The sequence below is a fragment of the Cohnella baijiui genome, from assembly GCF_020731285.1.
Classification (GTDB): domain Bacteria; phylum Bacillota; class Bacilli; order Paenibacillales; family Paenibacillaceae; genus Cohnella.
In genome coordinates, this window is sequence record NZ_JAJFOW010000007.1 from 149,803 (window position 1) to 173,506 (window position 23,704).

A 23,704-nucleotide genomic window follows, 5' to 3' on the forward strand; every position below is an offset into this window, starting at 1 on the left:
TGTGCGGAAAAACCGAGTAACTCGCGTAAAAGTGGCCTGGGAAGAGGGAGATGTGCGGAAAAACCGAGTAACTCAAAGCCAAAGTACCGACGCTGCACGGAGTTATGCGGAATAACCGAATAACTCGCATAAATGAGGCGCGGGACGAGGGAGATGTGCGGAAAAATCGAGTAACTCAAAGCCGAAGTACGGACGCTGCACGGAGTTATGCGGAAAAACCGAATAACTCGCATAAATGAGGCGTGGGACGGGGGAGATGTGCGGAAAAACCGAGTAACTCAAAGCCGAAGTACCGACGCTGCGGGGAGTTATGCGGAGAAACCGAGTAACTAACGTAAATAAGGTGTGGTACGGCGGAGTTGTGCGGAAAAGGCGCACGGTGCCGAAAAACAGCCGCTTCCCCAACCGCGCCGAGTGCTAGCCGCTTTCCCGGCGGCTTGGAATATTTTCCTGCGGCGTAGGGCAGACTGTAGCGAAGATGACGACATCAGGCCTCGCTTAGGCCAGCAGGAGGGAACCCGAGCTTGAACCACTATCGAAGCCGCTTGGTCCGCGGATTGACGGCGGCGGCGTGCGCGGCCGCGCTGATGCTGCCGTTCTCGGCCGTCTGGGCGCAGGAGGGGGCTGGAGGCAAAGCCGCCGGACCGCAGACCGACATGGCCGCGAACGCCCGCTCCGCGATCTTGATCGATGCCGACAGCGGCACGGTCATCTATGAGAAAAACAGCCACTCGGCGCTGCCGCCAGCCAGCATTACGAAAATCATGACGATGCTGCTCGTCATGGAAGCGATCGCCGACGGCCGCCTCAAGCTGGACGACAAGGTGCAGACGAGCGAATACGCCGCTTCGATGGGCGGTTCGCAGATCTTCCTGGAGCCGGGCGAGGAGATGACCGTCCATGACTTGCTGAAGGGCGTCGCGATGGCGTCCGGCAACGACGCTTCGGTCGCGCTCGCGGAGAAGCTGGCCGGCAGCGAGGCGGAATTCGTCAGGCTGATGAACCAGCGCGGGGCCGAGCTCGGCATGAAGGACACGAAGTTCTTCAACTGCAACGGCCTTCCGGTCGCAGGCCACGTCTCGTCCGCCCACGACATCGCCGTCATGTCCCGGGAGCTGCTGAAGCACCCGGAGATCACCAAGTACACCGGCGCTTATCAGGACTACCTGCGCAAGGACACGCCGAAGCCGTTTTGGCTCGTGAACACGAACAAGCTCGTGCGCTTCTACCAGGGCGCCGACGGCCTCAAGACCGGCTTCACCAGCGAAGCGAAGTTCTGCCTGTCGGCGACCGCGCGGCGCGACAACCTGCGGGTCATCGCCGTCGTCATGGGCGAGCCGAACACGAAGACGCGCAACGCCGAAGTGTCGAAGCTGTTCGACTACGCGTTCGCCCAATTCACGAACGTGTCGATCTACAAGACCGGCGACACGATCGGCACGCTGAAGGTGTCCAAGGGCGCGGCCGAAAAGCTCCCGATCGTGGCCAAGCATCCGTACAGCGTCCTCGTCCGCAAAGGCGAGGCCGGCAAGAACATCCGCCACGAGCTGAAGCTGTACGACAAGGTGACCGCGCCGGTCAAGGCCGGACAGCCGGTCGGCAAGCTGACCGTTTACAAGGGCAATGAGCTGTTGACGGAATTTCCGATCGAAGCGCCGTCCCACGTGGATCGCGCCGGCTACTGGAAGCTGTTCAAACGTTCGACCAGCAAGCTGTTCCTCGCTGACTGATTCGGCCGAAGCAAGGCGGTTCGACGGGGTTTTCGTCGCCGCCTCTTTGCCGTATTTTGTCGTGAGGACAGGGCTAGCTTCTAGTTTTGTCGGGGGGCAGGAATGATTTGCGAGCTCGTAGAATTGAATGTTCTACCACAAAATGAGCTCGCACTGGAGGGAAAGCGGCATGGGATTGCAAGTGGAACTGGAGCAGCACCGCAACGTGCTCGTTGTACGCTTGAAGGGAGAACTGGACCACCACACTGCGGATATCGTCCGTTTTAAGATGGAAGACGCGATCCTGAGAGGCCGCTGCGATCATGTCGTGCTGAGCCTCAAAGAACTGCAATTCATGGACAGTTCGGGGCTTGGCGTCGTTCTCGGCCGGTACAAGCTGGTCAAGAGCCGCGGCGGCAAAATGGTCGTGTGCGACGCGCACGCAAGCGTGAAGCGCCTCTTCGAGCTGTCGGGCCTGTACAAGATTCTCTCTTTCTATGACACGGAACGTTCGGCGCTAGCCGGTCTGGAGGTCGTATCATGAGCCGAGGCAACTTCATGAGGCTGTCGTTCGCCAGCCTGTCCGAAAACGAGGCGTTCGCACGGGTGGCTGTCGCCGCCTTCGTCTCCCAGCTTGATCCGACGATGGAGCAGTTGAACGACATCAAGACGGTCGTCTCCGAAGCGGTCACGAACGCGATCATCCACGGTTACGAGAATCGCGAGGACGGCGTCGTCCATCTCGAAGCCGAGATCGCGGGAGACACGGTGTCGATCTCGATCCAGGACGAAGGCAGAGGCATCGAGGATCTGGATCTGGCGCGCCAGCCGCTGTTCACCTCCCGGCCGGAGCTGGAGCGCTCCGGGATGGGCTTTACGATCATGGAAAACTTCATGGACGAGTTTGACGTGACGAGCGTTCCGAACGAAGGTACCCGGCTTCGCATGAAGAAGCGGATCGAATCCAAAAAGGCATTGTTCAACTAATACCGCGGCAGGGGTTGGGGGCATGGAAATCGAATGGAAGCGATCGTCGCCGCCGGGGTATCTGGACGACGCGGAGGTCAAGCGGCTGATCGCGCTTAGCCAATCGGGCGACAGCACCGCGCGGGATACGCTCGTCTCGAGCAACATCCGCCTGGTCTGGTCGGTGGTCCAGCGGTTTGCGAATCGCGGCTACGACGCCGAGGATCTGTTCCAGATCGGGTGCATCGGCTTGCTCAAGTCCGTCGACAAGTTTGATCTGTCCTATGAAGTCAAGTTTTCCACGTACGCGGTGCCGATGATCATCGGCGAGATTCAAAGATTTCTGCGCGACGACGGCACGCTCAAGGTCAGCCGTTCGCTGAAAGAGATGGCCAACCGTGTGCGCAAGGTGAAGGATGAGCTCTCCAAGCGCCTCGGTCGTCAGCCGACGATCGGCGAGGTCGCGGAAGAGGTCGGAGCGACGCCCGAAGAAATCGTATTCGCCCAGGAGGCGAACAAGCCGCCGACCTCGATCCACGAGACGGTGTTCGAGAACGACGGCGACCCGATCACGCTGATGGACCAGATCGCCGACGATTCGCAGGAGAAGTGGTTCGACAAGCTGGCGCTCACGCAAGCGATTCAGGGATTGTCCGACCGGGAGCGGCTGATCGTGTATCTCCGGTACTTCCGGGATCAGACGCAGTCGGAGGTGGCCAGCCGCCTCGGCATCTCGCAGGTGCAGGTCAGCCGTCTGGAGAAGAAGATTCTGCAAAACATCAAAGACCAGATCGCGCAGTGAGTCCCAGGCTCACCGACGCGGTTCGCGTTCGCGCCTGCGGCCGCAAGCCCCCGCTCCCTTGGAGCGGACGGGCTGCGGCCGCGGGCGTTTGTTTCGTTTGCGGAGATACGCGAAGATAGCGGCCGGATTTCCAACCGGGCGCCGCAAGCGAGTACGGACCGCCCGTTTGTCCCATACTACAGGAAACGTTCGCCTGGAGGTGAAGCGGATGGAATCAACGGACGTCGTGTACGTTCGCCTTCATCGGCGCGTCGTCGTGGAACCGGCGGCAGAGGTGCGCCTCGGCGATATCGCCGCGCTCGTGACGGAGCCAATGCTGGCGCGCAAGCTGGCGCAGCTGCCGTTGCGGCAAATCCGCCCGTCCGACGGCAATCTGCTCTTGGTGGACATGCTGCAGGTCATCCGCCGCATCCGAGAAGCGGCACCGTGGGCGACGATCGAAACGTTCGGCGAGCCGCACGTTTTGCTGGAGGTGTCCAAGGCGAAGCGCATCAAGCCGCGTTGGGCATTGCTGGTCGCGGCATGGCTGCTGCTGTTTTTCGGTTCGGGGATGGCGATCCTGAACTTTCACGCCGATGTCAACATGCCGGAGGTACAGCGCCGCATCGTGGAATTGCTGACCGGACGCACAGAGCGGCACCCCTGGCTGTTCGAAATCCCGTATTCGCTGGGGCTGGGGATCGGCATGCTGCTGTTCTTCAACCGGGTGTTCCGGAAACGGCTCAACGACGAGCCGAACCCGCTCGAGGTGGAGATGTTCATGTACCAGGAAAACGTGAACCACTACGTGATCACGGAGGAATACCGCAAAAAGATCGGAGAGCCGGAGGGAGCGGAACGTGATTGAACTGCTCGGCGGCGCCTGCGTGGTGATGGCAGGGCTGGCGGGAGGATTCTCGGTCGGCAGCGCGTTCGTCGCGCTGCTCATCGTGCTCGACCTCGTCCCGCGGCTCGTACAGCTGACGCGAGCGTATCGTCGTTCGGTCATCTTCGAGTCGGCCTTGCTCTGCGGCGTCCTGTATTGGAGCTGCGCCGACCTGTTCGGATGGATCGTCTCGATGCAGGCTGGATGGCTCGTCATTCCTTCGTTGTTCCAGGGCGTCTTTGTCGGGATGTTTGCCGCCGCGCTGACCGAAGTGCTGAACGTCATCCCCATTGTGGCCAAGCGGCTGCGGCTGAGCCCGTATCTGTTCGCGCTGCTCATCGCCATGGTGCTCGGCAAAGTCGTCGGCTCGCTCGTCGATTGGCTCTTGCTTCAACCGAAATGACAGGAGGAATGCCGCATGAACACGACCGAACACGGAAGCATGGACTTGACGGAGCCGAAGGCGCCTCCTCCGGATCCGTCTTCGCGCGAGGACCATTCGGAAATCGGGGGCAAGGCCGTTAAGCGCGGCGGGGCTCGCCATTCGTCCGGCGCCGGGCAAGCGGGCGGCGAAGAAGAAACCGGCGTTAAGCGAGGGCCGAAAGACGCAGACCGAAAAGCGGACGACAAGATCGCCCCCCGGCTGGAGGATTGGCTCGACCAGCTGCGCGACCGTCTCGGCCTCGAAACGAACTTCGACGTTCAGGTTCGTCAAATGACGTTCGGAGAACGCAAAACGGCGCTGCTCACGCTCTCCTGCCTGGTGAAGGACGCGGCGCTGACGGAGATGCTGAAGCGGCTGTCCTTCCTCGAGCCGGGCAATCTCGACCGGAACGCGCTGGAAAGCTTCTTCACGCACTATATCCCGATGGCGCAAATCCGCCGCAGCGATTCGTTCGACGAGATGATCAACGACGTGCTGATGGGGAACGCGGCGTTCTACGTAGACGGCGAACCCGGCGTGCTGCTGTTCGACGCCAAGGAATATCCGGGACGCACCCCGGAGGAACCCGCGCTGGAGAAAGTCGTCCGGGGCAGCAAAGACGGCTTTACCGAAAACATCCTCACGAACGTGGGGCTTATCCGCCGCCGGCTGCGCGACGCGAACCTGCGATTCGAGATTTTGAAGGTCGGAGACCGGACGAGGACCGACGTCGCCATCGCCTATCTGAACGATATCGCCGACCAGGAGCTGGTGGAGTCCGTGCGGGACAAGATCAAAGCCGTCAAAATCGACGGCATCCCGCTCGGCGACAAACAGCTCGAGGAGATGACGGTCAAGGCCGACTGGAATCCGTTTCCCCTCGTGCGCTACTCGGAGCGGCCGGACGTCGTTTCGGCGCATCTGCTGGACGGCAGCGTGACCGTAATCGTGGACACGTCCCCGAGCGTCATCTTGCTGCCGACCACCTACTTCGACCTCGTGCAGCACGCAGAGGAAAACCGGCAAAGCCCGTTCATCGGCACCTATTTGCGTTGGGTCCGGTATTTCGGGATCCTTGCCTCGATGTTTTTGCTGCCGCTCTGGTACATGTACGCCCAGACGCCCCATCTGCGACCGCACTGGCTTTGGTTCCTCGGTGCGGAAAAGACGGGGGATCTGCCGCTGATCCTGCAGTTTCTTCTCGTGGAAGTCGGGGTCGACCTCATGCGGCTCGCTGCCGTGCATACGCCTTCCCCGCTCGTCACGGCGATGTCGCTCGTCTCCGCCATCCTGATCGGGGACATCGCCGTCAAGACCGGGCTGTTCATTAACGAAGTCATTCTGTACATGGCGGTGGCGGCGATCGGGATGTTCGCCACGCCGAGCTACGAGCTGGGACTCGCGAACCGGATCGTGAGGCTGGCTCTTCTGGTGGCGGTGTCTCTGTTCCAGATGCCGGGCTTCATCGTCTGCGCGACGGCGATTTTCGTCGGACTCGTGATGGTTCGCTCGTACAACGCCCCTTACATGTGGCCATTGCTGCCGTTTAACGGAGCCGCGCTCGTGAACGTCATCCTCCGCCGCCCGCTTCCGCGCAACCAAAAGCGACCGGCGCTGAACCGCCCCAAGCAAAACCGAAAACAACCGGTATGACGGCTCTCCGGCGGCATAATGCAAATGTTTTGGCGATTCCTCCATTTCCCCGGCGGGCGATATCGGCTATACTCAGGGTAATCTATTTTATCCCGGGACCGGGCTTCCGCTCGTGTCGATCCGAATCCTGCCAAAGGGGAATCGTATATGTATTTGCATGGTACCAGTCGGATTAACGAAAAAAATCACCTTGAGATCGGCGGTTGCGACGTCACCGATCTGGCGCGCGATTTCGGAACGCCGCTGTATATCGTCGACGAAGCGCTTGTGCGCCAGCGCGCGCGCGAATACGTGGATGCCTTCCGCGCCACGGGGCTGAAATTCCAGGTCGCCTACGCGTCCAAAGCCTTCTGCGTCATGGCCATGTGCCGCGTCGCCGAAGAGGAGGGCATGAGCCTCGACGTCGTCTCCGACGGCGAGCTTTACACCGCGCTGCAAGCCGGCTTCCCAGCCGAGCGCATCCACTTCCACGGCAACAACAAGACGCCCGAGGAGATCGAGATGGCGCTCCGCGCGAATATCGGCTGCTTTGTCGTCGACAACTTCGTCGAGCTGAGCCTTCTGAACGCCTTGGCCGCCGAACACGGCAAGACGGTGAATATCCTGCTCCGCGTCACGCCGGGCGTCGAAGCCCATACGCACGACTATATCTCGACCGGCCAGCAAGACTCGAAATTCGGCTTCGACATCAGCAACGGCACCGCCTTCCGCGCCGTCGAAGAAGCGATCAAGCAGCCGCAGCTCAAGCTGCTCGGCGTCCACTCCCATATCGGCTCGCAGATTTTCGAAGTCGAAGGCTTTCGTATGGCCGTCGAAAAGGTCGCCGCCTTCTCCATCGAGATCCGCGAAAAGCTGGACAAGACGTTCACGGTCATCAACCTGGGCGGAGGCTTCGGCATCCGCTACGTCGAAGGCGACTCCCCGCTGCCCGTCGGTACTTACGTAAAGGCAATCACTGACGCGATCATCTCGTCGTTCACCGCGGCCGAATACCCGCTGCCCGAAATTTGGGTCGAGCCGGGCCGCAGCATCGTCGGCGACGCCGGTACGACGCTGTACACGATCGGGACGAGCAAAGACATTCCGGGCGTGCGCAAGTATATCGCCGTCGACGGCGGCATGACCGACAACCCGCGCCCTGCGCTTTACGAGTCCAAGTACGAAGCCGTGCTGGCCAACCGCGCGAACGACGCCGCCAAGGAAATCGTCTCCGTCGCCGGCAAATGCTGCGAGAGCGGCGACATGCTCATCTGGGACCTGAACCTGCCGCCGGTCGAGACAGGCGATCTGCTGGCCGTCTTCTGTACGGGCGCCTACAACTACGCGATGGCGAGCAACTACAACCGCATTCGCCGCCCGGCCGTAGTCTTCGTAAAGGACGGTCAGGCCGACCTGGTCGTCGCCCGCGAGTCGTTCGAGAACATCGTCGGCAACGACGTCATTCCCGAGCGCCTGCGCAAGCAGCCGGTCGCCAAGTAAGCTTCGTCACGCGTCGATCAAGGCCGCCCGGCCGGACAAGCAGCCGGGCGGCTTTTCCATTCGCGCGAAAATGTAGTATGATAAGACGAGTTCCGACGAAGGAAAAGGAGTGGACCCAATGAGCAAACAAGCGACCATCAAACTCGCGGACGGCAACGAAGTCGTCATCGAGCTCTTCGACAAAGACGCCCCGAACACGGTGGCGAACTTCGAGAAGCTGGCGAATACCGGCTTCTACGACAACCTGACGTTCCATCGCGTCATCCCGGGCTTCGTCGCCCAAGGCGGCTGCCCGAACGGCAACGGCTCCGGCGGTCCGGGCTACGAGATCGACTGCGAGATCAACCCCAACAAGCACGAACGGGGCGCGCTGGCGATGGCCCACCGCGGTCCGAACACGGGCGGCAGCCAGTTCTACATCGTATACTCCCCGCAGCCTCACCTGGACGGCGTGCACACCGTATTCGGCAAAGTCGTTTCCGGGATGGAGCATGTCGACAAGCTGCGCGGCGGCGACCGTTTCGAGAAGATCGTCGTCAACGAACAAGCGTAATCGACGCTTCAAGCAGGGAAAGCCCTCTCAGGACCTCCGTGACCGCCCTCCGGGCGGCGAACGGAGGTTTATTGCCGTTTGGGGGAGGGGCAGGCGGACTCGCGGAGGAGGCCAAGCCCTAGCCGGTTTCGCCGTTCTTCCGGCTCGCGTCGGGATGACGGTTGTCGGACGTCGGATCGGGACAGTCGGGACAGCTAATCCGAGCGCGCGGGTCTGAATTTGCTTGCAATTTTCATATTACGGTGGTAAACTTTCACTCAACGATTCAGGTCGGCGACAACGCCCGGCCCGAACGTTAGGAAATCTAGCAGCTTACCTTCGGGGCGGGGTGCAATTCCCCACCGGCGGTGATCGGCATTCCGCCCGCAAGCGGAACAGCCGTCAGTCCGTGACCCGTCTTCGCGCTACCGGCCTGCCGGAGAGCGAGGCGGTGGACCCGGTGCGAATCCGGGACCGACAGTGACAGTCTGGATGGGAGAAGGAAGCGCAGCGCGGCTCTAGCCGCGTCTTTCGTGCTAGCCATAGGTGCGCATGCCGCGCGGTACGGCGATAGGCCATTCTGCATGTTCTTTTTTTCACGAACATTGGATGGGCGATCCGGAGCCGCGTCGTCTTGGCCGTCCCTTTCGTTGCAGGTCCAATGGCCTGCCGGGGGGGACGGTCGCCTCGGACATCCGCGTTCCGCCCTTGTTTTCGGGCGGCGGCGAGGGTTAGGCTTGCGTTTGCCTCGGAAGCATGTCGGACGTACGCTATAGTTCTGTTTCACGCTGTGCATCAACCCCGGGGAGCTTTGGCGCCCGGGGTTTTTTATCGTGAATGGCCGGAAAGGGGAGGCGAGCCGAATGGAACTGCTGAACGACGAATTTTACATGCGGCTGGCCCTGAATGCGGCTCAAGGCGCCGCCGGCCAGACGGGCATCAATCCGACGGTCGGCTGCGTGCTCGTCAAAAATGGCCGAATCGTCGGCATCGGCGCGCATCTGCGGCGGGGCGAAGCCCATGCCGAAGTGCACGCGGTCCGCATGGCCGGCGAAGAGGCACGCGGCGCGACGGCCTATGTCACGCTGGAGCCGTGCAGCCATCACGGCCGAACCCCGCCCTGCTGCGATCTGCTCATCGAGAAAGGGATCGCACGCGTCGTCGTCGCGACGACCGACCCGAATCCGCTCGTCTCCGGCCGCGGTGTCGCCCGGCTGCGGGCACACGGGATCGAGGTCGAAGTCGGCTTGCTGGGGGAAGCGTCGAGGGCGCTCAACGAGTCGTTCAACCGATTTATCGCGACCGGCTTGCCGTTCGTCACGGTGAAGACGGCGGTTACGCTGGACGGCCGAATCGCGACGCGAACCGGACACAGTCGATGGATCACGGGGCCGGCCGCCCGGGAGGCGGTCCATACGCTGCGGCATCGGCACAACGCGATCATGATCGGCGTCGGGACCGTCCTTGCGGACGACCCGGAGCTGACGACCCGGCTGTCGGTGCCGGGCCTCCATCCCGCACGCGTCATCGTCGACTCCTCTCTGCGCTTGCCGACGGACGCTCGTGTCCTGAACGGCGCGGCTCCGACGATCGTGCTGACGACATCGAGGGCAGAGCCTGCCCGGGCGGAGGCGCTGCGGGCGAACGGGGCCGAGGTCGTTCCTTGCGGCGACGGTCCGCGCGTCGATCTCCGGGCGGGGCTTGCCGCGCTTGGCGAACGCGGGATCGGGTCGGTGCTCGTCGAAGGCGGCGGCGTCCTGAACGGCGCGCTGCTCGAAGCGGGACTCGTCGACAAAATCATGCTGTTCTACGCCGCTAAAATCGCGGGTGACGGTGCGCCGTCGGCTTTCTCCCTGCAAGGTCCCGAGACGATGGGCGAGGCGGTCCGGCTGCGCGTAGGCGGCATCGAACGGTTCGGGGAAGATTGGTGCGTCACCGCGTATCCCCCGAAAGGAGAGGAGGAAGCGGATGCTTCAACCATTTCCATGGAAACGGGAGGGAGAGCCGATGTTCACGGGGCTCATTGAAGAAGTCGGCGTCCTCCGCCGGGCATATAGCCGAGGCGAAGCGATGATCCTTACGATCGCTGCGTCCAAGGTGCTGGAGGATGCGAAGCTGGGGGACAGCATTTCCGTTAACGGCGTCTGCTTGACGGTCGTCGCGGTTGACGGCACTTCGTTCGCCGCGGACGTCATGCCGCAGACGTACCGGCATACGAACCTGAGCGAGCTGAGGCCGGGAGACGCCGTCAATCTGGAGCGGGCCATGCAGGCGGGCGGCCGGTTCGGAGGCCATCTCGTCCAGGGGCACGTCGACGGAACGGCCGTCATCGTTTCCCGAACGAAGGACGCCAACGCCGTCGTGTTCACCGTAAGGCCGCACCGGGCGGAGCTGCTCCGCCACGTCGTGCCTCAAGGCTCGATCACCTTGGACGGCATCAGCCTGACCGTCATCGGCACGGACCAGGCGGCCGGAACGCTGAGCGTTTCGATCATCCCGCACACGCTGCGCGAGACCGCGCTGCAAGCCAAGCACCCGGGGGATTCGATCAACGTCGAGTGCGACATTCTGGGCAAATACGTCGATCATCTCTTAAGCCGGCGGGAGGCTGACGCTTCCCGCACCGGCGGCGCCGGAGGTTTGACCGAGGCGAAGCTGCGCGAATACGGATTTTAATCGAGGGAGGCGTCAAACATGGAAGAGATTCGGTTCAATACGATTGAAGAAGCGGTCGCCGACCTGAAGCAAGGGAAAATGGTCCTCGTCGTCGACGACGAGGACCGGGAGAACGAAGGGGATCTCGTCATTCTCGCCGAGAAGGCGACGCCGGAAGCGATCAACTTCATGATCACCGAGGCCCGGGGGCTCGTCTGCGTCCCGATTACGCCCGAACGCGCAGATCAGCTTGACCTGCCGCCGATGGTCAGTCACAATACGGATTATCACGGCACGGCGTTCACCGTGTCCGTCGACCACGTGTCGACGACGACCGGCATTTCGGCCTACGAGCGATCGATGACGGTCAAAGGGCTCATCGACTCGCAGTCCGGCGCGGCCGACTTCCGCCGGCCCGGCCATATTTTCCCGCTCGTCGCGAAACCGGGCGGCGTGCTCCGACGGTCGGGACATACCGAAGCCGCGGTCGACCTGGCGCGGCTGAGCGGCTCCGAGCCCGCGGCCGTCATCTGCGAAGTGATCAAGGAAGACGGCACGATGGCGCGCCTGCCCGACCTGACGCAGTTCGCCGCGCTGCACGGCCTGAAGCTGATTTCGATCCAGGATCTGATCCGCTACCGCAACGCGCAGGAGAAGCTCGTCCAGCGCGAAGTCGCCGTCCGGATGCCGACCGATTTCGGCACGTTCGAGGCGGTCGCCTATACGAATGAGGTGGACGGCAAGGAGCACGTCGCCTTTGTCAAAGGCGAGATCGACGGCTCGAAGCCGGTTCTCGTGCGCGTCCATTCCGAATGCCTGACGGGCGACGTTTTCCACTCGCACCGGTGCGACTGCGGACCGCAGCTCGAAGCGGCGCTGAGGCAGATCGACGAGGCGGGGAGCGGCATCCTGCTGTACATGCGCCAGGAAGGCCGGGGTATCGGCCTCATCAACAAATTGCGCGCCTACAAGCTGCAGGAGCAGGGATTGGACACCGTCGAAGCGAATATCAAACTGGGGTTCGCTCCCGACCTGCGGGACTACGGCATCGGCGCGCAGATCCTGCGGGATCTCGGCGTCCGCCAAATCCGTCTGCTGACGAACAACCCGCGCAAGATCAAGGGTCTGCAAGGCTACGGCCTCGAGGTGGTCGAACGCGTGCCGATCCAGATGACCGAGAAGGAAGACAACAAGCGGTACCTGCGCACGAAGAAGGCGAAGCTCGGGCATATGCTGACGTTCGCCGAGGATTCGCAGCCTCAGGACCGCGTGCTCGAGCAAGTCGAACAAAACGAACAACTAGGCGCAGTGCCGGAGAGAGGATGAACGAAATGGCGTTTGTATATGAAGGGAATTTAGTATCGCAAGGATTGAAATACGGGGTCGTCGTCGGCCGTTTCAACGAATTTATCAGCTCCAAGCTGCTGAGCGGGGCGCTGGACGCGTTCAAGCGCCACGGCGCGGAAGACAACGAAGTCGAAATCGCCTGGGTGCCGGGTGCCTTCGAAATTCCGCTGATCGCGCAAAAAATGGCCGAAAGCGGCAAGTATGATGCCGTCATCACGCTGGGCGCCGTCATCCGCGGCTCGACGCCGCACTTCGACTACGTCTGCAACGAAGCCGCCAAAGGCGTCGCCGCCGTCGGTCTGAAAACGGGCGTGCCAACGATTTTCGGCGTTCTCACGGTGGACAGCATCGAGCAAGCGATCGAACGCGCCGGCACGAAGGCCGGCAACAAAGGCTGGGAGGCCGCCGCGACCGCGATCGAGATGGCCAACCTGACCCGCGCGCTCAAAGACTGATCCGGCCGCGGGAGGCGGGAGACGCGTCCCGCAGCGACAGCCGAGCAGCGCAGGGAAAGGGTGAACGGTCATCGGCGCAACGGTGCTATACAAGCTGGAAACTTTCGAGGGGCCGCTCGATCTGCTTCTCCATCTGATCGACAAAGCGGAGATCGATATCCAGGACATCTCGATCAGCGACATCACGGACCAATATATCGCCTACCTGGATGCGATGCAGGAGCTGGAGCTGGACGTCACGAGCGAGTTTCTCGTCATGGCGGCCACGCTCCTGTCGATGAAGAGCCGGCAGCTGCTGCCGAAGCCGCCGGCGACGGACGAGCCCTGGCTGACCGAAGACGTGGACGACGGCATCGATCCGCGCGAAGAGCTCATCCGCAAGCTGATCGAGTACCGCAAGTACAAGGCGATCGCCAGCCAGCTGCGCGAGCACGAGTTCGAGCGCAGCCAGGTCTTCACACGGGAGCCATCGGATCTCGGGCCTTACGTGCCGGACGTGGAGCAAAATCCGGTGGAAGGCCTCCACGTGGACGACCTCGTTCGGGCCTTCCGCAAGGCGCTGCGACGGGTCGCGGGCCGCAACCGGATCGCCGCGATCCAGCGGGATGAAATTTCGGTCAAAGACCGCATCCGGGAGATCATGGCCGTCCTGAAGGAAAGAGCCGGATTCGGCGAGCCGAAAGTGCTGTTCTCGCAGATCGTCGGCGACGTCATGGACCGCAACGACATCGTCGCGACGTTTCTGGCGATATTGGAATTGATGAAGCGCAGGTGGGTGACCTGCCATCAAAATCAACTGTTCGACGAGATCGTATTGACGTGGACGGGAAGGGAGGCCGACGACGATGGATTATTCGACCTTGAAGTCGGTACTTGAGGGACTGCTGTTCGTGGCGGGCGACGAGGGGCTGAACGTCAAGACGATCGCGGAGGTCGTCGGGATGGACGCGGACGTCGTCGCCGACGTGCTGAGGGATCTGAAGGACGACTTCGCGAGAGACGGGCGGGGCATCCGCATCGCGGAGGTCGCCGGCGGCTACCGGCTGACGACGGCGCCCGAGCACGCCCCGTACTTCGAGAAGCTGGCCTATTCGCCGGCACGGTCGTCGCTCTCCCAGGCCGCCCTCGAGACGCTCTCGATCGTCGCGTACCGGCAGCCTATCACCCGGATCGACATCGAGGAGATCCGGGGCGTCAAGTCGGATCGCGCCATTCATACGCTGGTAGCCAAAGATCTGATCGAAGAGGTCGGCCGCGCCGAGCAGATCGGACGTCCCATTCTGTACGGCACGACCAAGGCGTTCCTCGACTACTTCGGGCTGGCCGACATCGGACAGCTGCCAGATCCGATCGTTTCGGAGGACGACGACGAGATGGAGGAGCGGACCCGGATGCTTTTCGAGCGGATCGAAGGCAGACAGCTCTCAATGGACGATCTGGACCGCGTAATGGAAACGAACTGAAGCGCAGGCAACAGAATGAAGCGAAGCGAGAAGGCCATACTACTCCCAGGCGAAAGGCGGGAGTGGTATGGCTTTTTGGATTGGGGGAACGGCGGTCGCGATCATCGCGCTGCTGGCGATGGCGGCATGCATGTCGTATGTGCGCGTTCGCATCCGGTATTCGCGAAGCGGGAAGCAGGATCAGCTCGTCCTCGCGGTGCGCGCCTTGTATGGCATCGTCCAGTTGCAGAAGGAGATCCCCTCGATCATGATTCGCGGGATGAATATCGTCTACCAGGAGCGCCAGAAGAAGGCCACACCCGGCTCCGGCGAAGACGAACCAAGCAAAAGCAGGCGCAAAATCAATCTTTCGACCATCCGCCGCAAGCGCCGTGCCGCCAGGATCGTGATGCGGTCGACGCGGCGCTTCAAGGCGTGGGCACTGTCGTTTCTCCGTCGGGTGGAATGCACGAGATGGCGCCTCGACGTGCGGATCGGGACTGGCGACGCCGCGCTCACCGGCGTGGCGGCCGGACTGTTCTGGACCGCGATGGGCGCTGCAGTGGGCGTCGCAGGACGTTTTATCCGGCTGCGGACCCATCCCCACGGCCGCGTGGAGCCGAATTTCAAGGAGGCGGAATTTGCCGTCGTTTGGGAAGCGGACTTTCGCATTCGCGCCGGAGGGGCGCTGCTCTCCATGCTGCGCCTCGGCTTCCGGACTGTCCACGCTCGAACGGCGCTGCGCGCCTGGCGCAGTTGGATGTCGCCGCCGGAACATGCGTAAAGACGCGAACCCTGATCGTTCCGACGTACATAGCTCCCGTCCGTTCCGGGCAAGCTAGAGGATGCAAATCAATCTTCCTTCATGTCAAGCGTGAAACAACAAGGAGGCGCAAGCACGATGTCCGAGCATCCGATTCAAGGCTTAATGCAAACGGCGATGGAAAATATCAAGGAAATGGTGGATGTCAATACGATCGTCGGCGAACCGGTCCAAACGCCCGACGGCAGCGTCATTCTGCCGATCTCCAAGGTGGGCTTCGGCTTCGCGGCGGGGGGCAGCGAATTTCAAGGCATGATGGACGATCACCAGAACGAAGGGTCGGATCAGCACAATGCCAGCGTTCAATTGCCGTTCGGCGGCGGCAGCGGCGGCGGCGTCTCGATCAGCCCGATCGCCTTCCTGGTCGTCGGCACGCAAGGCGTCAAAGTCGTGCCGTTGGACAATCAGACCCACCTGATCGAGCGTCTGATCGATATGGCGCCGCAATGGGTCGACAAAATCCAGACGATGCTGCAGCGCCCGGGCCATATCCGCGAGACGGATTCCACCCTTTCGGCGAAGACATCCGTGAACTCGCACGAATCTTCGCGCGGATCTTCGCACGGATCCTCGCACTGACGGCAAATGCCGGCCGCAAGGCCGGTTTTTTTCGTTGCCCGCGACGCAGGAGCTGAGAATATCCATCGTTCTTTTTTCATACTTAGGGACATGCCCACATAAGATGGTAGCAAGCGCTCAACGCGCAACGCTAGGAGGAACTCGAATTGAACGCATCCGCCAAATCCTTCCGATCGATCGGGCTGCTTTGCGCCGCCGCGATCTCGCTGCTATGGACCTCCTTGGCTTGGCCCGGAATCGCCGCCGCGGCTCCGGCTGCGCCCGTCACGCACGCGAAAGCGACGGCGGTCATCGACGTTACGTCCGGCCGGATTTTGTTCAGCGACCACGGAGACGACCGCATGCTCATCGCCAGTCTGACGAAGATCATGACGGCGATCGTGGCGATCGAGCACGGCAAGCTGAAAGACGTCGTGAAGATCAGCTCCCGCGCGGCCGGGGTGGAAGGTTCATCGATTTATTTGAAGGCCGGAGAGAAAATGACGCTGCAGGACCTGCTCTACGGTCTCATGCTGCGTTCGGGAAACGACGCCGCGACGGCGATTGCGGAGCATGTCGGCGGCTCCGTGGACGGCTTCGCGTATTTGATGAACCGCAAGGCCGAAGAGATCGGCTTGACGAACAGTCATTTCGTCAATCCGTCCGGTCTCGATCATAAGGACCACTATTCCTCCGCGAACGACCTGGCCAAACTGACGGCATACGCGATGCATAACGACACCTTCCGCGAAATCGTGAAGACGAAAGAAAAAAAGGCGGACGGCCGCGATTACGAATGGCTGAACAAAAATAAAATGCTGCGTTTCTACGAAGGGGCGGACGGCGTCAAGACGGGCTATACGAAGCAAGCCCTGCGATGCCTGGTCAGCTCCGCCACCCGGTACGGTCAGCAGATCGTAGTCGTCACGCTGAACGATGGGGACGACTGGGCGGATCATCAGCGACTGCTCGATTACGGCTTCGCCAACTATCCGCTGCAGGAGGTCGTCGGTTCGGACGAGGGCGTCGCCGGCTACCCGTTCCGCACCGCTTCGGCGTTCCGGTACCCGTTCGCCGCCGGCGAACGCGACCAGGTACGCATTCATTTGACGCCTTATGCGAGCGGCGGCGTCGATTACGCGTTGGGCTATCGCGGCAAGCTGACGTTCCGTCTGGACGGGCAGACGCTGGGGAGCGTGCTCCTGCTGCCGCAAGCCGCAAAGGACAGCGCCGGACAAACGCCCGAAGCGCCGACAATGGCGGAGCCGTCCCCGGCGCCGCATTTGACCTTCGCGGAAGCGCTGCGCCGCTCGATCCGGTTCGTCCTGTCATTCGGTTGAAGCGTTCGCTCCGCGCAAACCAAGGGGAAGGAGGCGATCCGCATGGTCAATTGGATCTGGCTCGGCATGATCGTGTTCAGCGTGGCGTTCGCCGTCGCGACCGGTCGGGTCGATCAGGTGACGGAGGCCGCCTTCAGCGGCGCGCAGACCGGCGTCACCGTCTGCTTCGGCCTGATCAGCATCCTCGTGTTCTGGATGGGGCTGATGCGCATCGCCGAAGTATCGGGCCTCGTGCTTAAACTGTCCCGGCTGCTGGCGCCCGTCGTCCGCTGGCTGTTTCCCGATGTGCCGAAGGATCATCCCGCGCTCGGGTTCATCTTGTCCAATATGAGCGCCAATCTGCTCGGCCTCGGCAATGCTGCGACGCCCATGGGGATACGGGCGATGCAGGAGCTGCAAAAGCTGAATCCGCACCCGGAGACAGCGACGCCGGCGATGTGCACGCTCCTCGCGCTCAACACGGCGAGCATCACCCTGATCCCGACGACGTTGATCGCGATCCGCATGAACTTCGGCTCTGCATCCCCGGCCGACATTATCGCGCCGACGCTGCTCGCGACAGCCATCTCCACGGGCGCGGCGATCATCGCCGACAGGTGGTACCGGCGCCGTTCCGGCGATCCGCCCGCCGCGCTGCCGCGACCGACCGAGACCGCCGGCGTCGCACCGCCGAAAGGGGCGTAGCGGATGGTGGCCGCGCTGCACGCCCTCTCCACCTGGGCGATCCCCATGTTCATCGTCCTCATCCCTCTGTATGCGGCATTTCGCAAAGTCCCGGTGTACGAGACGTTCGTGGACGGCGCGAAGGACGGCTTCTCGACGGCCATCGGCATCATCCCGCATCTGGTCGGCATGCTGACGGCGATCAGCATGTTCCGGGCCTCCGGCGCGATGGATATGCTGGTCGCCGCGGCCAAGCCGCTGTTCGCGCGGCTGGGCGTTCCCGGCGACGTGCTGCCGCTCGGCCTGCTTCGCCCGATCACGGGCGCCGGCTCGCTCGCCTTCGCCACCGACCTGATCAAGGCGCACGGCCCCGACTCGTTCATCGGCCGCATCGCCTCCACGATCCAGGGCAGTACGGACACGACGCTCTACGTGCTTACCGTCTACTTCGGCGCGATCGGCATCCGCAACGCCCGCTACGCGCTCAAGGTCGGACTTTTTTCCGACGCGGTCGGATTTTTCGCCGCGGTGTTCGCCTGCTGGTTGCTGTACTAAGCGAAAAGCACAATTCTATTCGATATTTCGAATACGAAAGCCGCAATCCCGCCGAAAAGCACGTTTCTATTCGATTTTTCGAATACGAAAGCCGCTATCCCGCCGAAAAGCATTATTCTATTCGATTTTTCGAATACGAATGAATACGAATGCCCGCTTTCCCGTGAAAAGCACGATTCGATTTCGATATTCTCCATCTAGCTTTTCGAGGGATACGGCCAGCCGCCGGGCGGGCCGTATTCCTTTTTGCCGTCGTCGGCAAGGGCCGAGGGCTTCAGGTTGTGAAAACCTTTCCGACGGAGTATGATGAGGGGTGAGGTGAACGACCAGTGGAACGATTGCAGAAGATTCTTGCCCATGCCGGAGTCGCTTCGCGGCGCAAATGCGAAGAATTGATTCAAAGCGGCAAAGTGACCGTGAACGACGAGGTCGTCCGCGAGCTCGGCGTCAAGGCCGATCCCGCCAAAGACGTCATCGCGGTCAACGGCAAGCGGATTCGTACGGAAGACAAACTGTATTTGTTGTTTAACAAGCCGAAAGGCGTCATTACGAGCGTGCACGACGAAAAAGGCCGCAGCGTCGTGACCGATTATTTAAAAGGCGTCAAAGAGCGCGTCTATCCGGTCGGCCGGCTGGATTACGATACGGAAGGACTGCTGCTGCTCACCAACGACGGCGAGCTGGCGAACCTGCTCACGCACCCCCGGCACCACGTGCCGAAGACGTACCATGCGACCGTCGAGAAGGTGCCGCACGGCGCTGCCCTGGAAAAGCTTCAAAAGGGCATCAAGCTCGAGGACGGCATAACCGCGCCGGCCGAGGTCGAATATCACGACGTCGACCCGGAGGGCAAGATGGCCACGATCGCCATCACGATCCGCGAAGGCCGCAACCGGCAGGTTCGGCGCATGTTCGAGGCGATCCATCATCCCGTCGTCCGGCTGAAGCGGGTATCGTTCGGCGGCCTGACGCTGGACAACCTCCAACGCGGCAAATACCGCAAGCTCAGCGAGCAGGAGGTCAAGCTGCTGCGCGAGGCCGCCGAGCAGGCGGGAAGCGGTACTTAGTACCCCTATGTCACACAATGTTCAAACCGGCGGTCGGGGCGATTGTCTCCGGCCCCGGTATTTTCGTTATAATGGTAAAAAAGCGGTTGGTGGTGAAACAGTGAAGCGTTATCGGAAGCCGATCCAATACCTCATTCTGGCGGCCGTCCTCCTGATCGGAGGATATGCGATCGGCCAGTCCTTTTTTACGTCCAAGACCGTGCTCTCGTCCGGTAATGCCGCCCCCGAATTCGAGCTACTCGGACTCGACGGCCAAGTTCACGACCTGGCCTCCTACAAGGGAAAACCGCTCGTGCTCAACTTCTGGGGCTCCTTCTGCCCGCCCTGCCGGGACGAAATGCCCGCGCTTCAGGCCCAGTACGACAAGTGGAAGGATCAAGGGCTGCAGCTGGTCGGCATCAACCTCAGCGAGGATCGCGTCAGCGTAGGCAGCTTTATCCGGTCGTACGGGGTGAAGTTTCCGATTCTGCTCGACAAAAACAAGAAGACGGAGCGGAAATACGGGCTCAAGGAATACCCGACCACCTTCTTCATTACGGCGGACGGCAAAATCCAGGACATCGTCATCGGGGGACCGATGAGCGAAGAGACGATCAGCGCGCGAATCGAACGATTGTTCGCTTCCGGGCAATAAGGATGGGAGGCAGCGGGGGTTGATACAGAACACCAAGTGCGAATGCGGACACCAGAACCCGCTCGGCACCGTCTTGTGCGAATCGTGCGGCAAACCTCTCGTCGAGGACCTGCCGCTCGACACGCCGCTCGAGATGAGGTACGACGGGGCGGCCCGCCGCTCGCAAAAAGCGAACCCGGCGCTGATCGACCGGGTATGGAATTTCTTTTCCTCGGTCAAGATCGCGGTCTACCTGATCATCATTACACTGATCGGCGCGGCGATTGGCACGATCTACCCGCAGGAAAGCACGTTCATCAATTTGGACGACGCGGGATCGTATTACAAAGATACTTACGGCACGTGGGGCACGATTTATCACGCGCTCGGCTTGTCGCGGACTTATCAATCGTGGTGGTTCATCGGACTGCTTGTCATGATCGGCACGTCGCTTGTCGTCTGCAGCCTGGACCGGGTGCTTCCGCTGTACAAAGCGCTCGCCAAGCAGCAGGTGCGCAAGCACCTCACGTTCATCACCCGTCAGCAAACGGTCTACTCGGCACCGCTCGTTGAGGAGCCGGATCGCTGGATCGAACAGTTTTCCAAGCAATTGAAGCGCAAGCGCTACAAAGTGTGGACGGACGGATCGGCGCTGCTCGCCGAGAAAAACCGGTTCAGCCGGTGGGGGCCGTATATCAACCACATTGGTCTCATCATCTTCCTGCTCGCCGTCCTCGGGCGCAGCGTCCCGGCGTGGCATATGGACAAGTATATCGGCATCGACGAGCATCAGACCGTCCAGATCCCGAATACGAATTACTACGTCAAAAACGAGAAATTCACCGTCGAGTACTACAAGGACGAGGAGCTTCCGGACAAGCTGAAAGGCACGAACCGGGCCAAGTTGTATCAGACGCAAGCCAAGCTCTATGCATGTACGAAATACTGCAACGATGATCCGATTCACGAGCCGGAGCTAAAGGAGGTCGAATCCCACCCCATCGAGGTCAATTCGCCCTTGTCCTACAAAGGACTCAGCCTCTATCAGTACAACTACGAGGAACGCATCCGGCTGATCGAAGTGAAGCCGATGCTCGAGGATGCGAAGACGGGCAAGTCGTACGGACCGTTCGATCTGCCGATGAGCGATCCGCCGCCCGCCGTCGAGGCCGGGCCGTACAAGCTGACGCTATCGGCCGTCTTCCCGGACTTCGGCCTGGACGCCGAAGGGCGTCCGATGACGAAGACGCGGGACCCGAACAATCCGGCCTTCGTGTTCGTGATCACGGGTCCGGATCTTCCCGACAAAGGCGAGATGTACATCTACTTCCCGATGCCGAGCGGAGACGACAAAGCCGTTCAGCAGCAAATCAACGACAGCTTCCGCAAGCTCGGCAGCAACTCCGGTCGCTTTTCGTTCCAGGTCGGCAAGATGGAAAACGTCAGCTTCTCGCAGTACACGACGTACCTTAACGTGCGCGTCGACCGGGCGATGCCGTATGTCTGGGTCGGGGCGACCATCTCGATGATCGGCCTCGTCATGGGCTTCTACTGGCAGCACCGCCGCATCTGGCTCCGCATCGACGACGGCCAGCTCACACTGGGCGCACATACGAATAAAAACACGTACGGCATTCGCAACGAAGTGGCGTCGGCGCTCGGCAAATGCGGCGTCGCCGTCGATCCGAAGGCGCTCGATAACAGGAGGAGTTCAAGTTGAATAGGTGGCTCGACATTAGCAGCACGGCGTTCATCATCGCATTCGTTCTCTACTGCGCCTCGTTTATTTTTTACGCGGTCGCCGTCGGGGGCAAGCGGTGGAGCAACCGGGAACCCGCGGCGCACAATCGCCGCTGGGGCCGGATCGCGTTCGTGACCGCCATTCTGGGCTGGATTGCCCATCTCGTCTTCTTCTTCACCCGCTGGGCGGGAGGCGGACATATCCCGACCAGCAACATGTACGAGTTTATGACGTTCCTGGCGATGGCTATCATGTTCGCGTTCATCATCGTCCATCTCATTTACAAAAACAACCTGCTCGGCGCGTTCGCGCTGCCGCTGGTCGTCATCATCGTCGCTTACGCCTCCGTCTTCCCGTCCGAGGTACAACCGCTTATCCCGGCGCTGAACAACTACTGGCTCAAGATTCACGTCACGACGGCCGCGACGGGAGAAGCGTTCTTCGCCGTCGGCTTCGCCGCGGCGCTCGTCCAGCTGCTCCGCGTCGTCGACTTTTCCCGCACCGACAAAGCCGGCCGCCGCGAGCAGCGGTGGACGGAGTTCGTCCTGTTCTTCATGGTCGTCATCGTCGGCTTCCTGGTCGCCGTGTTCGGCTTCCGCGCGGCCGGCTACGAGGCGAAGTTCCAGCAGGAGTCCGTCACGATCGACCAGCAGGGCGCCGAGCATTCCAAAGTTCAAACGGTCGAATACGGACTGCCGCCGATCGTCAAACCTTATAACAGCGAAAAGCTCTCGATGGACACCTTTATCGGGATGAAGGAACCGCTGTTCGAAGCGCCGTCCTGGATGAACGGCGTCAACGCGGGACGCAAACTGAACACCGTCATCTGGTCGATCATCTCCGGCATCCTTATCTACGCCGTACTGCGGCTCCTCGCGCGCAAGCCGATCGCGGCCCGCATTCATCCGCATCTGACCGATATCGATCCGGAGGACCTGGACGAAATCAGCTACCGCGCGATCGCGATCGGCTTCCCGATCTTTACGCTAGGCGCGCTCATCTTCGCGATGATCTGGGCGCAGATCGCCTGGTCGCGGTTCTGGGGCTGGGATCCGAAGGAAGTTTGGGCGCTCATCACATGGCTGTTCTACAGCGCCTACCTCCACCTGCGTCTGTCCCGCGGCTGGCAGGGCACCCGGTCGGCATGGCTGGCCGTCATCGGCTTCCTGGTCGTCCTGTTCACCCTTATCGGGGTCAATCTCGTCATCGCCGGCTTGCACTCGTACGCGGGCGTCTGATCGACGGTCCGTCCGAGCCGAAGCACTGCCGAATCCGATCATGGAAAGGGGTCTTCAAGCATGAATCAAGGTAACCGCATCCTGGTCGTCGACGACGAAGAACGCATCCGCCGTCTGCTTCGGATGTATCTGGAAAAGGAAGGCTACGCCATCGAAGAAGCGGAGGACGGCGAGACCGCCCTCCGCCTGGCGCAGCAAGAGGAGTTCGACCTCATCGTGCTCGATCTGATGCTCCCGGGCATCGACGGCATGGAGGTTTGCGCGCGCCTGCGCCAAACGAAGGCGACGCCGATTCTCATGCTGACGGCGAAAGGCGAGGAGGTCAATCGGGTGCAGGGCTTTGAGGTCGGCGCCGACGACTATGTCGTCAAGCCGTTCAGCCCGCGCGAGGTGATCTTCCGGATCAAGGCGATCCTGCGGCGCTCGTCGGCGACGGCGTTCCTTTCCAAAGAGCTGAATACTAGCAATAACATCGTGTTCCCGCACCTGGTCATCGAACACGACGCGCACCGCGTGACGGCGGGAGGCCAAGAGGTCAACCTGACGCCCAAGGAATACGAGCTGCTTCATTATCTAGCCAGCTCTCCGGACAAAGTGTTCTCCCGCGAGGATCTGTTGAAGGACGTCTGGAACTACGATTTCTTCGGCGACTTGCGGACCGTGGACACGCATGTCAAGCGGCTCCGCGAAAAGCTGAACCGCGTCTCTTCCGAAGCCGCTTCGATGATCACAACGGTGTGGGGCGTCGGCTACAAGCTCGAGGTGGCCAAGTAAGCC

The 23,704-nt window shown here is 61.5% G+C and carries 25 protein-coding genes and 1 riboswitch; all 25 genes read left to right on the forward strand.

Annotation, left to right across the window (positions count from 1 at the left end; genetic code table 11):
* Nucleotides 1–587 precede the first annotated feature (587 nt).
* The 25 genes from LKX83_RS10245 to LKX83_RS10365 all read left to right on the forward strand — a co-directional run bounded on the left by LKX83_RS10245 (nucleotide 588) and on the right by LKX83_RS10365 (nucleotide 23,701).
* Complete coding sequence (locus tag LKX83_RS10245; RefSeq protein ID WP_227882166.1) at nucleotides 588–1,730, forward strand: D-alanyl-D-alanine carboxypeptidase family protein; 1,143 nt, start codon at nucleotides 588–590, stop codon at nucleotides 1,728–1,730.
* A 169-nt stretch (nucleotides 1,731–1,899) separates the two neighbouring features.
* On the forward strand, nucleotides 1,900–2,253 hold the full coding sequence (spoIIAA, locus tag LKX83_RS10250) for an anti-sigma F factor antagonist (protein ID WP_185672059.1): 354 nt from the start codon (nucleotides 1,900–1,902) through the stop codon (nucleotides 2,251–2,253).
* Nucleotides 2,250–2,696: an anti-sigma F factor gene (gene spoIIAB / locus LKX83_RS10255; protein WP_227882083.1), complete on the forward strand. Its 447-nt coding sequence runs from the start codon at nucleotides 2,250–2,252 to the stop codon at nucleotides 2,694–2,696. The genes spoIIAA and spoIIAB overlap by 4 nt, the downstream gene beginning before the upstream one ends.
* Before the next feature lie 22 nt (nucleotides 2,697–2,718).
* Nucleotides 2,719–3,477: an RNA polymerase sporulation sigma factor SigF gene (sigF, locus tag LKX83_RS10260; protein ID WP_227882084.1), complete on the forward strand. Its 759-nt coding sequence runs from the start codon at nucleotides 2,719–2,721 to the stop codon at nucleotides 3,475–3,477.
* A 208-nt stretch (nucleotides 3,478–3,685) separates the two neighbouring features.
* Nucleotides 3,686–4,324, forward strand: a complete 639-nt coding sequence (locus LKX83_RS10265; RefSeq protein WP_227882085.1) for a stage V sporulation protein AA — start codon at nucleotides 3,686–3,688, stop codon at nucleotides 4,322–4,324.
* Nucleotides 4,317–4,745: a stage V sporulation protein AB gene (locus tag LKX83_RS10270; RefSeq protein ID WP_370639058.1), complete on the forward strand. Its 429-nt coding sequence runs from the start codon at nucleotides 4,317–4,319 to the stop codon at nucleotides 4,743–4,745. The genes LKX83_RS10265 and LKX83_RS10270 overlap by 8 nt, the downstream gene beginning before the upstream one ends.
* A 15-nt stretch (nucleotides 4,746–4,760) precedes the next feature.
* Nucleotides 4,761–6,419, forward strand: coding sequence for a spore germination protein (locus LKX83_RS10275; RefSeq protein ID WP_227882086.1), 1,659 nt, complete (start codon nucleotides 4,761–4,763; stop codon nucleotides 6,417–6,419).
* Between the two features lie 147 nt (nucleotides 6,420–6,566).
* On the forward strand, nucleotides 6,567–7,898 hold the full coding sequence (lysA, locus tag LKX83_RS10280; protein WP_227882087.1) for a diaminopimelate decarboxylase: 1,332 nt from the start codon (nucleotides 6,567–6,569) through the stop codon (nucleotides 7,896–7,898).
* 118 nt (nucleotides 7,899–8,016) lie between these two features.
* Nucleotides 8,017–8,451 carry a peptidylprolyl isomerase gene (locus tag LKX83_RS10285; protein WP_227882088.1) on the forward strand — a complete coding sequence of 145 codons (435 nt, stop codon included), beginning with the start codon at nucleotides 8,017–8,019 and terminating at the stop codon, nucleotides 8,449–8,451.
* Between the two features lie 310 nt (nucleotides 8,452–8,761).
* Nucleotides 8,762–8,938, forward strand: a riboswitch (FMN riboswitch).
* A gap of 355 nt (nucleotides 8,939–9,293) precedes the next feature.
* Nucleotides 9,294–10,457 (forward strand): bifunctional diaminohydroxyphosphoribosylaminopyrimidine deaminase/5-amino-6-(5-phosphoribosylamino)uracil reductase RibD, encoded by a 1,164-nt coding sequence (gene ribD / locus LKX83_RS10290; protein ID WP_227882089.1) that lies wholly within the window; start codon nucleotides 9,294–9,296, stop codon nucleotides 10,455–10,457.
* The gene (gene ribE / locus LKX83_RS10295; RefSeq protein ID WP_227882090.1) at nucleotides 10,438–11,106 is read left to right on the forward strand and encodes a riboflavin synthase; all 669 of its coding nucleotides are present in this window, start codon (nucleotides 10,438–10,440) and stop codon (nucleotides 11,104–11,106) included. The genes ribD and ribE overlap by 20 nt, the downstream gene beginning before the upstream one ends.
* 18 nt (nucleotides 11,107–11,124) lie before the next feature.
* Nucleotides 11,125–12,411 (forward strand): bifunctional 3,4-dihydroxy-2-butanone-4-phosphate synthase/GTP cyclohydrolase II, encoded by a 1,287-nt coding sequence (locus tag LKX83_RS10300; RefSeq protein WP_227882091.1) that lies wholly within the window; start codon nucleotides 11,125–11,127, stop codon nucleotides 12,409–12,411.
* Nucleotides 12,412–12,416: 5 nt separating this feature from the next.
* On the forward strand, nucleotides 12,417–12,887 hold the full coding sequence (ribH, locus tag LKX83_RS10305) for a 6,7-dimethyl-8-ribityllumazine synthase (RefSeq protein ID WP_304518320.1): 471 nt from the start codon (nucleotides 12,417–12,419) through the stop codon (nucleotides 12,885–12,887).
* Nucleotides 12,888–12,969: 82 nt separating this feature from the next.
* Entirely contained in the window at nucleotides 12,970–13,764 is a 795-nt protein-coding gene (locus LKX83_RS10310; RefSeq protein WP_227882093.1) for a segregation and condensation protein A, read from the forward strand.
* Nucleotides 13,733–14,350, forward strand: a complete 618-nt coding sequence (gene scpB, locus LKX83_RS10315) for an SMC-Scp complex subunit ScpB (protein WP_227882094.1) — start codon at nucleotides 13,733–13,735, stop codon at nucleotides 14,348–14,350. The genes LKX83_RS10310 and scpB overlap by 32 nt, the downstream gene beginning before the upstream one ends.
* 67 nt (nucleotides 14,351–14,417) lie before the next feature.
* Nucleotides 14,418–15,113, forward strand: coding sequence for a DUF2953 domain-containing protein (locus LKX83_RS10320; RefSeq protein WP_227882095.1), 696 nt, complete (start codon nucleotides 14,418–14,420; stop codon nucleotides 15,111–15,113).
* Nucleotides 15,114–15,230: 117 nt separating this feature from the next.
* Nucleotides 15,231–15,731, forward strand: a complete 501-nt coding sequence (gene ytfJ, locus LKX83_RS10325; RefSeq protein ID WP_227882096.1) for a GerW family sporulation protein — start codon at nucleotides 15,231–15,233, stop codon at nucleotides 15,729–15,731.
* 206 nt (nucleotides 15,732–15,937) lie between these two features.
* Entirely contained in the window at nucleotides 15,938–17,050 is a 1,113-nt protein-coding gene (locus LKX83_RS10330) for a D-alanyl-D-alanine carboxypeptidase family protein (RefSeq protein WP_465249331.1), read from the forward strand.
* A gap of 42 nt (nucleotides 17,051–17,092) precedes the next feature.
* Nucleotides 17,093–17,734, forward strand: coding sequence for a nucleoside recognition domain-containing protein (locus LKX83_RS10335; protein WP_227882097.1), 642 nt, complete (start codon nucleotides 17,093–17,095; stop codon nucleotides 17,732–17,734).
* A gap of 3 nt (nucleotides 17,735–17,737) precedes the next feature.
* Entirely contained in the window at nucleotides 17,738–18,268 is a 531-nt protein-coding gene (locus LKX83_RS10340) for a spore maturation protein (protein ID WP_255654461.1), read from the forward strand.
* 329 nt (nucleotides 18,269–18,597) lie between these two features.
* A complete protein-coding gene (locus LKX83_RS10345; protein ID WP_227882098.1) occupies nucleotides 18,598–19,335 on the forward strand; it encodes a pseudouridine synthase in 738 nt (245 codons plus the stop codon).
* A 100-nt stretch (nucleotides 19,336–19,435) separates the two neighbouring features.
* Entirely contained in the window at nucleotides 19,436–19,969 is a 534-nt protein-coding gene (locus tag LKX83_RS10350) for a redoxin domain-containing protein (protein WP_227882099.1), read from the forward strand.
* Nucleotides 19,970–19,988: 19 nt separating this feature from the next.
* Nucleotides 19,989–21,668, forward strand: coding sequence for a cytochrome c biogenesis protein ResB (resB, locus tag LKX83_RS10355; RefSeq protein ID WP_227882100.1), 1,680 nt, complete (start codon nucleotides 19,989–19,991; stop codon nucleotides 21,666–21,668).
* Complete coding sequence (gene ccsA / locus LKX83_RS10360) at nucleotides 21,665–22,927, forward strand: cytochrome c biogenesis protein CcsA (protein ID WP_227882101.1); 1,263 nt, start codon at nucleotides 21,665–21,667, stop codon at nucleotides 22,925–22,927. Before resB ends, ccsA begins: the two co-directional genes overlap by 4 nt.
* 60 nt (nucleotides 22,928–22,987) lie before the next feature.
* Entirely contained in the window at nucleotides 22,988–23,701 is a 714-nt protein-coding gene (locus LKX83_RS10365) for a response regulator transcription factor (protein ID WP_227882102.1), read from the forward strand.
* The last annotated feature ends 3 nt before the right edge of the window (nucleotides 23,702–23,704 follow it).

What these genes read in the sequence shown, in the direction of transcription:
- LKX83_RS10285 (WP_227882088.1), top strand. Translation starts at nt 8,017, where the DNA reads ATGAGCAAACAAGCGACCATCAAACTCGCGGACGGCAACGAAGTCGTC.
- sigF (WP_227882084.1), top strand. Translation starts at nt 2,719, where the DNA reads ATGGAAATCGAATGGAAGCGATCGTCGCCGCCGGGGTATCTGGACGAC.
- LKX83_RS10245 (WP_227882166.1), top strand. Translation starts at nt 588, where the DNA reads ATGCTGCCGTTCTCGGCCGTCTGGGCGCAGGAGGGGGCTGGAGGCAAA.
- ribD (WP_227882089.1), top strand. Translation starts at nt 9,294, where the DNA reads ATGGAACTGCTGAACGACGAATTTTACATGCGGCTGGCCCTGAATGCG.
- scpB (WP_227882094.1), top strand. Translation starts at nt 13,733, where the DNA reads ATGGATTATTCGACCTTGAAGTCGGTACTTGAGGGACTGCTGTTCGTG.
- LKX83_RS10365 (WP_227882102.1), top strand. Translation starts at nt 22,988, where the DNA reads ATGAATCAAGGTAACCGCATCCTGGTCGTCGACGACGAAGAACGCATC.
- LKX83_RS10275 (WP_227882086.1), top strand. Translation starts at nt 4,761, where the DNA reads ATGAACACGACCGAACACGGAAGCATGGACTTGACGGAGCCGAAGGCG.
- ribE (WP_227882090.1), top strand. Translation starts at nt 10,438, where the DNA reads ATGTTCACGGGGCTCATTGAAGAAGTCGGCGTCCTCCGCCGGGCATAT.
- LKX83_RS10265 (WP_227882085.1), top strand. Translation starts at nt 3,686, where the DNA reads ATGGAATCAACGGACGTCGTGTACGTTCGCCTTCATCGGCGCGTCGTC.
- lysA (WP_227882087.1), top strand. Translation starts at nt 6,567, where the DNA reads ATGTATTTGCATGGTACCAGTCGGATTAACGAAAAAAATCACCTTGAG.
- spoIIAB (WP_227882083.1), top strand. Translation starts at nt 2,250, where the DNA reads ATGAGCCGAGGCAACTTCATGAGGCTGTCGTTCGCCAGCCTGTCCGAA.
- ytfJ (WP_227882096.1), top strand. Translation starts at nt 15,231, where the DNA reads ATGTCCGAGCATCCGATTCAAGGCTTAATGCAAACGGCGATGGAAAAT.
- spoIIAA (WP_185672059.1), top strand. Translation starts at nt 1,900, where the DNA reads ATGGGATTGCAAGTGGAACTGGAGCAGCACCGCAACGTGCTCGTTGTA.
- LKX83_RS10340 (WP_255654461.1), top strand. Translation starts at nt 17,738, where the DNA reads ATGGTGGCCGCGCTGCACGCCCTCTCCACCTGGGCGATCCCCATGTTC.
- LKX83_RS10320 (WP_227882095.1), top strand. Translation starts at nt 14,418, where the DNA reads ATGGCTTTTTGGATTGGGGGAACGGCGGTCGCGATCATCGCGCTGCTG.
- ribH (WP_304518320.1), top strand. Translation starts at nt 12,417, where the DNA reads ATGGCGTTTGTATATGAAGGGAATTTAGTATCGCAAGGATTGAAATAC.
- LKX83_RS10300 (WP_227882091.1), top strand. Translation starts at nt 11,125, where the DNA reads ATGGAAGAGATTCGGTTCAATACGATTGAAGAAGCGGTCGCCGACCTG.
- LKX83_RS10335 (WP_227882097.1), top strand. Translation starts at nt 17,093, where the DNA reads ATGGTCAATTGGATCTGGCTCGGCATGATCGTGTTCAGCGTGGCGTTC.